This window comes from Kitasatospora sp. NPDC017646, from assembly GCF_044329365.1.
Classification (GTDB): domain Bacteria; phylum Actinomycetota; class Actinomycetes; order Streptomycetales; family Streptomycetaceae; genus Kitasatospora.
The window spans coordinates 333263-346964 of the sequence record NZ_JBIRJC010000001.1 but is presented as its reverse complement, the minus strand read 5'-3'; the positions used below and the strand labels follow the sequence as shown (position 1 = coordinate 346964).

At 73.5% G+C, this 13702-nt stretch carries 9 protein-coding genes; 6 read left to right on the top strand and 3 right to left on the bottom strand.

Going from position 1 to position 13702, the window contains the following annotated elements:
- From ACH4J0_RS01880 to ACH4J0_RS01865, 4 genes are read left to right on the top strand one after another with little or no spacing between them, the layout of a single operon-like run.
- Nucleotides 1–216 (top strand): MbtH family protein, encoded by a 216-nt coding sequence (locus ACH4J0_RS01880; protein WP_396235711.1) that lies wholly within the window; start codon nt 1–3, stop codon nt 214–216.
- Nucleotides 217–221: 5 nt separating this feature from the next.
- Nucleotides 222–1469: a cytochrome P450 gene (locus tag ACH4J0_RS01875; RefSeq protein ID WP_396235710.1), complete on the top strand. Its 1248-nt coding sequence runs from the start codon at nt 222–224 to the stop codon at nt 1467–1469.
- 30 nt (nt 1470–1499) lie between these two features.
- Nucleotides 1500–2249: an SRPBCC domain-containing protein gene (locus ACH4J0_RS01870; RefSeq protein ID WP_396235709.1), complete on the top strand. Its 750-nt coding sequence runs from the start codon at nt 1500–1502 to the stop codon at nt 2247–2249.
- A gap of 8 nt (nt 2250–2257) precedes the next feature.
- Nucleotides 2258–2458 (top strand): hypothetical protein, encoded by a 201-nt coding sequence (locus ACH4J0_RS01865; RefSeq protein ID WP_396235708.1) that lies wholly within the window; start codon nt 2258–2260, stop codon nt 2456–2458.
- 95 nt (nt 2459–2553) lie between these two features.
- Here the strand turns inward: ACH4J0_RS01865 and ACH4J0_RS01860 are convergent, their stop codons facing one another.
- On the bottom strand, nt 2554–3108 hold the full coding sequence (locus tag ACH4J0_RS01860; RefSeq protein ID WP_396235707.1) for a TauD/TfdA family dioxygenase: 555 nt from the start codon (nt 3106–3108) through the stop codon (nt 2554–2556).
- A 39-nt stretch (nt 3109–3147) separates the two neighbouring features.
- On the bottom strand, nt 3148–4650 hold the full coding sequence (locus ACH4J0_RS01855) for an IucA/IucC family protein (RefSeq protein ID WP_396235706.1): 1503 nt from the start codon (nt 4648–4650) through the stop codon (nt 3148–3150).
- Nucleotides 4651–4698: 48 nt separating this feature from the next.
- Between ACH4J0_RS01855 and ACH4J0_RS01850 the strand changes: the two genes are divergently transcribed.
- Complete coding sequence (locus ACH4J0_RS01850; RefSeq protein ID WP_396235705.1) at nt 4699–6282, top strand: IucA/IucC family protein; 1584 nt, start codon at nt 4699–4701, stop codon at nt 6280–6282.
- 293 nt (nt 6283–6575) lie between these two features.
- Nucleotides 6576–9116 carry a collagenase gene (locus tag ACH4J0_RS01845; protein ID WP_396235704.1) on the top strand — a complete coding sequence of 847 codons (2541 nt, stop codon included), beginning with the start codon at nt 6576–6578 and terminating at the stop codon, nt 9114–9116.
- 68 nt (nt 9117–9184) lie between these two features.
- On the opposite strand, the gene ACH4J0_RS01840 is transcribed toward ACH4J0_RS01845, so the two are convergent.
- Nucleotides 9185–13660, bottom strand: coding sequence for a hypothetical protein (locus ACH4J0_RS01840; RefSeq protein ID WP_396235703.1), 4476 nt, complete (start codon nt 13658–13660; stop codon nt 9185–9187).
- Nucleotides 13661–13702: the final 42 nt, after the last annotated feature.

The window sequence follows — 13702 nt, the reverse complement described above, 5'->3', positions numbered from 1 at the left end:
ATGACCAACCCCTTCGACGACCAGGACGGCACCTTCCTCGTGCTCGTCAACGAGGAGAACCAGCACTCGCTGTGGCCGCAGTTCGCGGACGTCCCCGACGGCTGGACCGTCGCCCACGGCCCCGACACCCACGCCGCCTGCCTGGAGTACGTCGAGACCTCCTGGACCGACATGCGGCCCAAGAGCCTCGCCGACGCCATGGACGCCCAGCGGTAGCCGACGTGACCTCCACCGACACCAGGGAACGGGCCCGCGGCACCGCGGGCCCCGTCCTGCCCCACGACCCCGCCGCGGACCTGCTCACCCCAGAGGCCCGGCGGGACCCGTACCCGTTCTACGCCCGGATGCGGCGCGAGAGCCCGGTCCACCACAGCGCCCAGGGCATCTGGTACCTCACCCGGTACGCCGACGTCGAAGCCGCCCTGGGCGACCTGCGGCTGTCCAACGACCGGGACCGGATGACCCGCGCCTACGTCGCGCTGGGGGGCGACCTGAAGGCCCTCAGCCGGCTCACCGACCGGCTCGGCCGGGTGATGACCAACACCGACCCGCCGGACCACGCCCGGCTGCGCAGGCTGGCCAACCGCGCCTTCACCGCCCGGCGCGTCGAAGCCCTGCGTGACGGCGTCCAGCGGATCGTCGACCGGCTCATCGACGAGGCGGTCCAGGCCGGCCCGGCCATGGACCTGATCGAGGCGGTGGCCTCCCCGCTGCCGCTGTCGGTGGTCTGCGAACTCTTCGGCATCCCGCCGGAGGACCGCCCGCAGGTCGAGACCTGGTTCCGCCGCTTCGGCCGGCTGAGCGAGGACATCGACAGGTCCGAGGAGGCGATCGGACAGTACGAGGAGTACCTCGCCGGACTCGTCCGCCGGCGCCGGGCCGACCCGGGCGACGACCTGATCAGCGCCCTGGTCGCCACCCAGGAGCGGGACGACCGGCTCACCGACTCCGAACTGCTGTCCACCTGCTTCGTCCTCATCACCGCGGGCGACGAGACCACCACCCACCTGATCGGCAACGGCGTGCTCGCCCTGCTGCGCCACCCCGACCAGCTCGCCCGGCTGCGCGCGGACCCGGGGCTGATCCGCGGCGCCGTCGAGGAACTCGCCCGCTACGACACGGTGACCCAGGCGATCGTCCGGGTCGTCGCGGAGGACCTGGAGATCGGCGGGCGGACGCTGCGCGAGGGCGAGCTGGCGTACCTGTTCCTCGGTGCGACCAACCGTGACCCGGAGCGCTTCGAGGACCCCGACCGGCTCGACCTGACCCGCGCCGACAACCGGCACCTGAGCTTCGGCCACGGTCCGCACTTCTGCCTCGGCGGCCCGCTGGCCAAACTCCAGGCCGAGGTCGCCGTCGGCACGCTGGTCCGCAGGCTGCCCGGGCTGCGGCTCGCCGAAGGGGCCGCCCTCGAATGGCGGCCCAACCCGCTGCAACGGCGGCTCAGCGCCCTCCCCCTCACCTACTGACAACCGAACGACCACGAAGGAGCACCGACCATGGCCCGAGAGTTCGAGGTCCGCCGGGAGCAGGACCTGCCCGCCACGCCCGAACAGGTCTGGGAGGCGGTCGCCACCGGCGCCGGCAACCTCGGCTGGCTGTACCCGATGGAGGTCGAACCGCGCGTCGGCGGCAAGGCGACCCGGGGTGACTCCACCGTCGTGGCGTGGGAGCCGCCGCGGCACTTCGCCGTCCGGGCGACCCTGGACGGCGGGTTCTCCAACACGCTCAGCTACCACATCGAGCCGGCCGACGGCGGAACGAGCCACCTGCGGATGGGAATCCACTGGGTGCACACGGGTGTCGTCGACGACGCCTGGAGGTGGGACGACAAGTCGGACGCGGCGGAGAAGCACGTCGACTTCTACCAGCACGCCCTCGCCGAGTACCTGCGGCACTTCGCCGGCCGCCCCGCCGTCTACGTCAGGGCCCAGCGCCCCGAACCCACCGCCGAACCGGCCGACTTCGCCGCCCTGCGCCGGCGCCTCGGCCTCGCCGACGACGCGGCCGTCGGCGACCGGCTCCCGATCCACCTCCCCGGTGCGGACGGCGGCCCCGAGGAGGTCGTCGTGGACTGGCTCAGCCGCGACTTCGTCGGCCTGCGCGGCCCCGAAGCCCTGTACCGGTTCTTCAACGGCAGCACCTGGAACGTGCCGATCTGGCTGGGCCACCACCTGTTCGCCGCGGACGCGGACGAGGAGCAGGCCACCAAGGCCTGGACCGCCTGGCTCAACGACACCCAAGCCTAGGACCCCCGATGGAAGCCTCCACCGAAACACTGCTCTACGCCGCCGAACTCGTCGAGGAGAACGGCACCTACACCCTCGTCGTCCGGGACGTACGACGGGGCACCGTCCAGACCACGCCGGTCCCCGGAACCATGGTCGACAAGCTCCCCGTCTTCCTGTCGGCGCTCGCCGCCAAGCTCCACCCGCGGCCCGCGCGCGGACGCTGGTAGGCCGCCCCGGATGCCGGCCCGGCGATGCCGCGCCCGGGCCGGCCGGGAGCATCCGGGGAGGTGGTTCGGGCGCGGTTCTGTCCTCGGCCGGCGCGTCAGTCCGCCCACACGCGGGCGAGGCAGCGGTGGGCGGACGGGGCGGGTGGGTCGGTGAAGGCGGTGCGGCCGTGCAGGACGACGGTGTTGTCCAGCCAGAGGAGGTCCCCCGGGCGCAGGGGGATGTGGAGGACGGTGTGCGGATCGGACAGGATCCGGTCGACGGCGTCGAGGGCCGCGTGGTCGTCGGAGGGCAGGGGCACGCCCGCCCCCTGGTGGGCGCGTTCGATCCCGCGCCGGTTGTAGTGCCCGCGCAGCTCGGCGCCGTGGCGCTGGAAGACGGGGCGGAGCCGGTCGAGGCCGGTCCCTCGGCCGAAGTGGAAGTCCTGGTAGAGGCGGGGTAGGGCCCAGGGCTCGTCGGTGAGCAGCCGGTTGTGTACGGTGTGGCCGCTGGCGAGTAGCGTCTCAGGCCGTCGCGCAGGCGCCGGGCGACGCGCACGGCCAGCTCCGCCAGTGCCGGCGCCGGGTGTTCCCGCGGGCCGTCCAGTGCGCGCGAGCAGGCGGGTGGCAGGGGGATCAGCCAGTCCGACTCGCTGAGGGCCGGGCCGTTCCATGCCGTGGATGCTTCGACGGGGACGGGCTGGGTCAACTGCTCACCTTTCCGGGTTGCCTGGTGACGGGTTGGGGAGGAGTGCCCACCGGTCGCCCGCCGGCGAAAGCCGCATCAGCGTCAGTGCCTTGACCGGCAGTTCCTCCGTCCGCAGCGCCAGCAGGTCGGGCGTCGGGGGGAGATCGCGGGTGGCGGCTCCGAGGAGGGCGCCCAGCTCCGCGGTGCTCCCGGCGAGGGGGCCCAGGGCGCCCGTGACGAGACAGCTGAGCACTTTGCGGCGCAGGACGACGGGGTCGTCGTCGAGGAGTCGGCCGCTGATCGACGGCGCCGGGAAGCCGCGTCGGGCCAGCCGGGCGGGGCTGATGCGGATGTCGGCGAGGTCCCGGTAGACGAGCCGCCGGGGCCGCCCCTGCCGGTCGACCACCGCGAGGAGGTTCTGCCCGTGGGCTTCCAGGGCCACCCCCAGGTCGAGCAGTTCCAGGCAGACACCGAGGGCCAGCCGTGCGAACTCGGTGATCCTCGCCAGCTGTTCGCGCGGGCCGTGGGAGGCGAGGTGTCCGGACAGCTCGGCGACGGGTACCACCTGTTCGTCCGTCCCGGCGTAGGCGTACGGCGATTCGCGCAGGACCGCCGCCAGCTCCGGCGTGCCGGCCCCGGCCGCCGCCAGGGTCCGCGCGATGTGCAGTCGGCCGCCCAAACGGTCCGCGACCCGCGCGGCCAGCTCGGAGGTGGCCAGCGCGTGGTCCACCGAATAGGGCGAGATGTCCCGGACCTGGGACGTGAGGCGGGCACTCAACGCCGTCTTCACGTGGACCCGGCGGTCGAGGGCGAGCGTCCGCAGGGACAGCAGCGGATGGGCGGGCGGCCCGGGCACCACCGGCCGGCTGCCGAGGACGTGCTCGGCCTGCCAGGGGTGCACCGGCAGCAGCACGGTGTCCCCCTCCAGCCACTGCGCGGGCCACGCGCCCCGCACCGTCGCTCCCGTCACGGGCGCGAGCCGCAGGCCGACCACCGGCCGGTGCTCGGGCGCGTAGGCCAGTTGCTCGGCGGCCGAGAAACCGGGCCGGGAGCGGCAGGTGGGGTGGTACGGGTGGCCCTCCGGTGATCGCTGCTCCCACTCCCAGGGTTCCGTCGGCGGCCCGGCCGGGGGAGGGGTCGTCCGGGACAGCGCCAAGGAGGCGACGCTGTGGTCGAGTTCGGCGGCGAACGGCGCGCCGCCGGGTGCGCGCAGCGCCGTCATCAGCGCGGCCGGATGGTCGTACGGGACGCCGTCCAGCTCCACGACGGCGACCGCCGTTCCCGTCGCCCACGGGTCCGACGGCGGGCCGTGCAGTCTCCGGCCGTCGGTGAGCCGAAGGGAGAGCCCGTCACTTCGGCGGGCGCGGGCCGCGATCCAGGGCAGCGGTTCGTGGACCAGCGCGCGCCACAGCCGAGCCAGTACCGCCGCCCGGGCCGCCGGCAGGGCCGCGAGGTAGGCGGACGTCAACTCCGGGCGAACGCCGCCCAGTTCCTCGGCGATCTCGCGTTCGGCGGGTGTGTCGCACACCTCGATGTTCTACCGCGGGCGAACGCCCGCCACACATACTGCTCAGCGATGAACACTTTCGCCCGCGAAGCCGATGCACTGGCCATGGCACCCCTGCTCAACTGCCTGCTGAGGGAAGCCGCCCTGCCGGCCGAGGAACCGGCCGGGGCAACAGGCGATGGGCCGGCCGGGGGAGCGGCCGGTGAACCGGCCGCCGGTCGCGCGGTCCACCGCCTGCGTGCCACCGGCCGGCTGCTGCGCGTGGGCACCGGCGACCACCTGTCCGGTGCACCCGAACTCTGGACCGGCACGACCTGGCGACCCGTGCGTCACAGCGGCCTCGTCCACCTCGCCGCCCAGGAGATGCGCGCCGTCACCGGACTCACCAACGCCGCCCTGGCCGCCGAGATGACCGCCGGCCGTGAGATCGTCGAGGCCCTCCTCGCCGCCCGCTCCCGGGCCGTCCCGCCCGACAGCCTGTGGCTGCGCTCCGAACAGGCCCTGGTCATGGGCCATCCGTACCACCCGGCGCCCAAGGCCCGCAGCGGCGGTGGCCCGCCCGGTTCCTGGCTGCGCTACGCGCCGGAGACGCACGCCCGCTTCCCGCTCGTCCTGCTGGGCGTGCGCGAGGACGTGGTGGTCGACGACGGCGACACCCGCGCCCTGGACACCCTGGGCCGGGCCCCCGACGGCTACCGGCTGCTGCCCGTCCACCCCTGGCAGCTCGATCTCACCCGTCATCTGCCGGCGGTCCGCGCCGCCTTCGCCGAGGGCCGCCTCGTCCACCTGGGCCACACGCCCTGGGACGCGCGAGCCACCGCCTCGGTGCGCACGGTCCACGTCCCCGGCGGCGCGGAGCGCCCCGGAGCGTCCGGGGACCTCTTCCTGAAGTTCAGCCTGGAGGTGCAGATCACCAACGACGTCCGGCGGATCCGCCGCCACGAGCTGCGGCACGTGCGCCGCACCGACCCGCTGGTCAGCACGGCGTTCCGCGCCATGGACGGTCCCGCGGCGTGGCTGAGCGAACGCGGGCACCGCACGGTGCGCGGCCTGGAGGAGACCTTCCCCGTCCTCGTCCGCGACGGCCTGGACGACCACCTGCTCCCCGGCGCCACCGCCCTGCTGGCCGCGGCCCTCACCGAGGGGTTCGACGGCAACCCGCTCGACCGCCTCACCGACCCGCTGCCGTGGTGGTCGGCCTACCTTGACCGTGTGGTCCCGCCCGTGCTGGAGGCCTACGCCCGCCACGGGATCGCCGTCGAGTGCCACCTCCAGAACACGCTGATCGCCGTCGGCCCGGCCGGACTGCCCGTCCAGGCCCTCTTCCGCGACGCCGAGGGCGCCAGGGCGATCCCGGCGACCCCCCGGGAGGCGGCCCGGCAGCGCCTGGTCTACTGCCTCGTCGTCAACAACCTGACGGGGATCGCGAGCGCCCTCCTGCGGCGCTTCCCCGGCGCCGCCGAGGCCCTGTGGCCGCTGGCACGGCAGGCGGTCCAACGGTGCGACAAGGAGCTCGGCGTCGGCGCGGCCGAGACCTTGCTCGCCGCGGCAACGGTCCCGTGCAAGGCCAACCTGCTGTCCCGCTGGATCGACGCGGACGGCACCGAGCCCCGCTACGTCCCCGTCCCCAACCCGCTGGTCGTCCACCCCTGAAGGAGCCCTGCCCGGTGAAGGAGCCCTGCCCGGTCACCCGACGTGGTCGAGGAAGTCGGGCACCCGGCGGGTGACCCGCGTCGCCGCGTGCTCGTCGCACGACTGACACCGGCGGACGCCCGTTGCGGGGGAGGCGCGACCGCCGACCCTCCGCAGTCGATCGGTCGATGCAATTTCAAAGTGATATGTCACACCCTATTGATTGGGATGGGTTGTCCATGACACCGTGCCAGGCGACGCCTCCACGGCACGTACGTGAGGCGCACCCCCACCCCCCCCCACAAGGAGTGACGATGCGTCACCGACTCCGGCTACCCCGGGCACTGGCCGTGCTCGCCGCCGCAAGTACCGCGATCGCCGGCTTCGCCGCCGCCCCGAGCTTCGCCGCCCCCACGGCGCAGACCGGTCAGCAGGCGAGCCCGGCCCCCCACCCCGCGCACCTCGGCGGCATAGCCCCCACCGGCACCGCCTTCGGTCTCGACACCCATGCGGAAACCCAGGCGGGCCGGCTCGCGCCCGCGCAACTCCCGCCCCGCTCCCCGCAGTCGGCCGCGCCGCAGGCGCCGACGCCCGAGCTCGCGAAGGCCCCGGCCCGAGCAGGGGCGGCCCGGGCCACGGCCGAAACCTCCTGCACCCCGGCCGACTTCAGCGGCCGGACCGGCTCGGACCTGGTCGGCTACGTCCAGGGCTCGACCGTCGACTGCATCAGCTCGCTGTTCCACCTCACCGGCGGCGACGCCAACGGGGTGTTCAGGCAGAGCCAGATGCTCGCGGTGGCCGACGGCCTGCGCAGCGCCGCGGCGTCGTACACCGGCGACAACTCGACCGGCATCTACCAGCTGGTGTACTTCCTCCAGGCCGGCTACTACGTGCAGTACTACCACCCGGCCGACGTCGGCACCTACGACGCGAGCCTGACCGCCGCCGTGCAGGCCGCGCTCGACGCCCTGGTGGCAGGCCCGCACTTCCTGGACGTCAACGACGGCAACGGCCAGGTCGAGGGCCAGGCGATGATCCTCACCGACAGCGCCAACCTCCAGGCCCACTACCTCGGCACCTACCAGAAGGTGCTGAACGCGTACAACAGCTCCTGGGACTCGTCCTGGTACATGGTGAACTTCGCGAACAGCGTGTACACCCCGGTCTTCCGCGGCCACCAGAACGCCGACTACGTCGCGGCCGTCACCGCCGACCCGAGCCTGATCAACACCCTCGACAGCTTCGCGCTGAACCACAAGGGCATGCTCGGCGGCAACAACTCCTTCCTGGACTCCAACGCCGGTCTGGAGACGGCCCGTTTCATCGAGCACCCGGCGCTGGTGAACACCGTCCGGCCGCTGGTCAAGGGCCTGATGGACGTCTCGCAGATCACCGGCCCCACCGCGCCGCTCTGGGTCGGCGTCGCCGGCATGGCCGCCTTCTACGACAAGGCGAACTGCTCGTACTACGGCGTCTGCGACCTGCCGGCGCAGCTCAAGGCCGCCGCCCTGCCGGTCAGCCACACCTGCGACTCCACCCACAGCATCCTGGCGCAGAGCCTGACCGCCGCCGACCTGTCCGCCGTCTGCGCCAGCCTGCAGAAGCAGGACCCGTTCTTCCACAACCTGGTCAAGGACGACGGTCCGATCGCCGGCCAGTACGAGAACTCGCTGCAGATGGTGGTCTTCGCCTCCCCGCAGGACTACCAGACCTACGCGGGCGGAATCTACGGCGTCAGCACCAACAACGGCGGCATCACGCTGATCGGCGACCCGACCGCCCCGGCCAACCAGCCGATCTCGCTGACCTACCAGAACGGCAACGACGGTTTCACCGCGGGCATCTGGAACCTCAACCACGAGTACACCCACGCCCTCGACGGCCGCCTCGACATGAAGGGCGACTTCACCCAGCAGATCGCCGTGCCGGACGTCTGGTGGATCGAAGGCGTCGCGGAGTACGTGTCCTACAGCTACCGGAACGTCACCGACACCGGTGCGGTGGCCGAGGCGGCCAAGCACACCTACGCGCTGAGCACGCTGTTCCAGAACACCTACGACAACAGCGACACCACCCGCACCTACCCGTGGGGCTACCTGGCGGTCCGTTTCATGGTCGAGAAGCACCCGGACGTCATCCAGAACATGCTGGGCCACTTCCGGACCGGCGACTACACCGGCGGCTACGCGGTCTACAACTCGATCGGCACCGCGTACGACGCCGAGTTCAGCACCTGGCTGGACGCCTGTGCCGCCGGTGCCTGCGCCGTGGGCGGGGCCCCGACCGCAGCCTTCAGCGCCGTCCCGTCCGGCCTGAACGTCCAGTTCACCGACCGGTCGACCGAGTCCGGCGGCGGCAGCATCGCCTCCTGGGCCTGGAGCTTCGGTGACGGCGCCACCTCCACCGCCCAGAGCCCCGCACACAGCTACACCGCGGCGGGCAGCTACGACGTCAGCCTCACGGTGACCGACGGCAACGGGAAGACCGACAGCATCACCCAGTCCGTCACGGTCGGCACCCTCGCCGGCTGCACCGCCGCCGACTCCCGCGTGATGGACAAGAACTGCTCCCGCACCAACCAGTCCGCGACCGCCGGCAACCTGGACTACTACTACATCTACCTGCCGGCCGGCACCACCACCCTGAAGGTCGACAGCTCCGGCGGCACGGGCACCGCGTACCTGCTCTACAACCCCGACACCTGGGCCACGCCGAACGCCTACACCAACGGATCGACCACCTACGGCACCACCGACCAGAGCCTGACCGTCACCAACACCACGGCGGGCTACCGCTACATCAGCCTCTACGCCCAGACCGACTTCAGCGGCGTGACCGTCACCACCCAGTACTGAGCCCGACCCACGCGCGGCGGCCCGGAGCACACCGCTCCGGGCCGCCGCCCGTCGTCCCGGGACACGCCCTAACAGGTCTGCTGGTAGCCCAGATCGGGGGCGTAGGCACTCCAGTCCTGGGCGGAGAGTCCTCCGCCCGCCCGGGTGCAGGCCAGCGCGTGGGCGTGGTTGCGCAGTTCGTCGAGTGCGCCGAGGTCGTTGACGTTGACGATCTTGTCCTCGGCACCGGACAGGAGGGTCTTCCCGTCCGGGGTGACCGCGACCGCGGTGATCGCGCCGGTGCGGGTGCTGGTCCCGCCGAGGTCATGGGGCTGGACGGGGTCGGTGACGTCCCAGACGACCACCGTCCGGTCGTTGCTCCCGGACACGAGGGTGTGGTCGTCGGGACTGAAGGCCAGCGTCCGCACCCCGCTGTAGTGCCCGGTCAGGGGCTGGCCGAGGCGGTGCGCTTCGGCCGGTCTGCTGGTGTCCCAGAGCATGACGGTGGCGTCCAGGCTGCCGGTCGCGAGGGTCCGTCCGTCGGGACTGAACGCCAGCGCGACCACCCAGTTGGTGTGGCCGTCGAGTTGGCGCAGCTGCTGCGGATGGGCCGGATCCTCGGTGTTCCAGAGGATCACCGTCCCGTCCCAGCCGCCGGTGGCCATCGTGCGCCCGTCGGGGGTGAAGGCCACGGCGGCGACGGTGTTGCGATGGCCGGTGAGAGGCCGCCCGACCGGCCGGGGGCGGGCGGGTTCGGAGGTGTCCCAGAGCTGCGCCGTGCCGTCCCCGCCGACGGTGCCGAGGAGGTGTCCCACCGGGGAGAAGGCGAGGGCCTGGACCCCGCCGGTGTTGGCGGTGAACTGGCTCAGCTGCCGGGGGTGGTGCGGATCGGAGGTGTCCCAGAGGAGCACGGTGGTGTCGAGGCTCCCAGCGGCCAGCAGGTGTCCGTCCGGGCTGAAGGCCATGGAGTCCACCGAGCCCGACTGCCCGGTCAGGGCGGGGGAGATCCTGCTCGGGTTCCGCCGGTCGCCGAGGTCCCAGAGCACGGTCGAGCCCTCGCTGCCGCCCGTGGCCAGCGTCCGGCCGTCCGGGCTGACCGCCAGCGAGCTCACCGTGTCGGTGCGGCCGCCGAGGCGGGCGAGCAGCGGGGTCCTGGCGCCGCCCTTGGAGTCCCAGAGGATCACGGTGCCGTCCGTGCTGCCGGTCGCGAGCAGAACGGGCCTGTTGCCCTGCTGGTCCGGCTGGGAGCTGAAGGCTGCCGCGAGCGACCAGCCGGTGCGGCCCAGGGTGGTACCCCCGATCTGACGGGGGTTCGCGGGGTCGGTGGTGTCCCAGGTGCTGGTGGTGTGGTCGCTCTCGGCGACGTCGATCCGGGCGGTGCCGACGATCAGGGCTCGCACCGGGGTGTTCCGGGCCGGGAGTTGGCCCAGCTGCCGGGGAGCGGCCGGGTCCTCGACGTTCCACAGCAGCACCTGGCCGAAGCCGTCGCCGGTGGCCAGGGCGTGCCCGTCGGGGGTGAAGCCGAGTGCGGTGACATCGTCGCTGCGGCCCTTGACCGGGCCGCCGAGTGCCCGGGGGGCCTTCGGGTCGCCCACGTCCCAGAGCAGGACGGCCGTGTCCGCTCCGCCGGCCGCCAGGACCCGGCCGTCGGGCCGGAAGGCGAGCGAGTCGACCGTGCCGGTGTGTCCGGTCAGCGGTTTGCCGAGCGGCTGCGCCTGGTCGGGTCGCTGCACGTCCCACAGCCAGACGGCGCCGTCACCGCCACCGGCGGCCAGGGTGCGTCCGTCCGGAGCGAAGGCGAGGCAGGCGACCCCGTTCGGTCCGGAGAGCGGGCCGCCGAGCGGACGGAGACGGCCCGGCACGCTGACGTCCCACAGCAGGACACGGTTGTCCGCGCCGCCGACGGCCATGGTGTGCCCGTCCGGACTGAAGGCGACCGCGTAGAGCCCGTTCGGGCTGGCGGTCAGCGGCTCGCCCAGCCGGGTGGGGTGATCCGGATCGCCGGTGTTCCAGAGGGTCAGGGTGCCGTCCTCGGCCGCGGCCGCCAGGAGCCGACCGCCGGGGGCGAACGCCAGACCGACGACCGTGCCGCGCGGACCGGTCAGAGTGCCGCTGTAGGGCGTGAGCAGGGTACTGAGCAGGTTGGCGGTGCTCTGCGGGGTGTGGTGCAGGGAGTCGGCCGCGATGCCCAGACGCAGGGCCAGCTGCGGGGAGTTGCCCCGGGCGGTGTCCGCCTGGCTGAGCAGTGCCAGCGCGGTGGCCTCGCGCTGGCGCTGCTGCGCCTGCTGCTGCCCCTTCAGGGCGAGGCCGGCGGCGATCAGTGAGACCACCAGCAGCAGCGCCAGCACCCCGGTGATGCCGGTCCGGATGCGCCGTCGCCGCTGGTCCGCACGCACGCTCGCGGTGAGGAACTCCTCGGTGAGCCGTGCCGTCCCGCCGCTCTGCCCTCGTGCATCCCGTCCCTGTCCCCGTCCCCGTCCCCGTCCGCGTGCGCCGGTCGGCTTCCCGCCCTCCGGCGCGCTGTGCAGCCGCCGGGCGAGTTCGAGCGCGGCACCCCGGTACAGCACTCCGGTGTCCCGCCCGGCGCGCTCCCACTCCTCCGCGGCCTCCAGCAGCTTCTGCTGGACCAGCAGGTCGGCCCGACCGCTCTCGATCCAGCCGCGCAGCCGCCGCCAGGCCCGCAGCAGCGCCTCGTGGGTGATCTGCGCGGTGTCCCCGTCCAGGGTGATCAGGCGGGCGCGGGCGAGTGCGTCGCGCGCGGTGTCGATCGCGGCGGCCTCGCCCGGCGGGCGCTCGGCCCGCAGCCCCGCGAGGTCGACGCGGCGCCGGGTGTCCTCGGTGGACTCGCCGATGCGGACCATCCGGAGCAGCATCAGCCGGGCGGCCTCCCGGGCGTCCGGGTCCAGCGCCTCGTAGGTGAGGTCCGCGTGCCGGGTGAGCGCCTCCCAGATGCCGCCGGTGGCGCTGTACCCGGCGAGGGTCAGGGTCCTCCCGGCCCGGCGGCCCCAGGTGAGCCAGAGCGCGTACGCGAGCAGCGGCAGGGTGCCCCCGGAGAAGTCGCCGCCGGAGAGGCTGCCGCCCACCCGCAGGTCGCGCAGCAGGGTGTCCGCGAGGCCGGCTTCCAGGGTGAGACCCGCCAGTTGGGCGGGCTTCTCGATCGCTTCGCGCAGCTGCTCGGGCGTCATCGGCTCGACCGTGACCTGCCGCTCCTTGAGCGCGTCGACCAGTTCCGGGTAGGCCATGCAGGCGGCGTAGAAGTCCGCCCGGATGCCGAGCACCACGATCGCCGGGGGTGTGGCGCCCCCACCGGCTTCCTCCGATCCGGCGGGTGGCCGGCCCGCCGCGGAGCACAGCGCCGCCACGAACGCGCGCCGCTCCGCCTCGTCCTGGCAGGCCGTGAACAGCTCCTCGAACTGGTCCACCACCAGGAGCAGCCGCCCTCCGGGGACTTCACGTCCGCCGCCCAGCCGGTGCAGGGCGCGGCGCACCAGCGGTGCGGCCCCGGCCGGATCGGTGCGGAGCCCGTCCAGCACCGTGGCCCGGGGCAGGGCCGCCGGTTCCGCCAGCAGACCGGCCAGGGCGTCCAGGGGGTGTTCGCCGGGGGTGAGGACCAACTGCGGCCAGGTCCCGGCCCCGGGGATGCGCAGTTCCCCGCGTTTGACCGCGGGCAGCAGGCCGGCCCGCAGCAGCGAGGACTTCCCCGCGCCGGAGAGCCCCACCAGGGCGATCGGCCCTCCCGTGCTCGACCATCCCGCCAGCTTGCCGAGCACCTCGCCGGTCAGCTCGCCGCGGCCGAAGAAGTACCGGGCGTCGTCCGCCGTGAACGGTTCCAGCCCCGGATAGGGGCAGACCGGCTCGTCCACCCGGCCGGTGGCCGCCGGGCCGCCGCCCGTGAGGACGGCCGCGGGCGGAGCCGCCGCCGGGTTGGCCGCGAGCACCAGGTCCCCGGCGCGGCCGCTGAGCTGTCGCTCCGGCGCGGGCAGTCCGAGCAGCGGCAGGACACGGCGCAGGTGGCGGTAGCCGGCCTCCAGGGTCAGCTCCGGCGGCCCGCCCGGCTCGCCCTCCCGCAGGTAGCGCAGGAGCTCTCCGGTGAACGCCGTGTACGGCTCGTCCGGGAGGCTGAGCGCCTGTTCGTCCCGCGAGGCCGAGGCGAGCAGGTAGGTGCCGCCGAGCGCCGCGAGCGCGAACCCGTCGCTGGCCGCGGTGCCGAACGAGCCGCGGGCGCGCCCGGCGAAGCAGCAGTCCAGCACCACGATGATCGACCCCGCCCGGCAGTTGCTGAACGCCTCCCGCAGGGCCTGGTACGGCAGGGCCTTGAACGCCAGACCTTCGGCCATGTCGTCGGTGGCGGCGGTCGCGAGGTACAACTCGTTGCCGGGGCTGACCAGTCCGTGGCCCACGAAGTAGACCAGCAGGACGTCCTCGGCCTCGCGGGCCGCCGCCACCACGGCGTTGCCGAACTCGATCGGGTCGCGTGGGTCGATCAGCGGGGGAAGGAGGTTCTCCGGCCGCAGACCGCAGTTCTCCACCAGGACCCGGCCGACCTCGCGGACGGTGGCCGCCACCGCGGGCACGTTCGGCAGCCGCGAACCCCGGGCGTGCCGCCC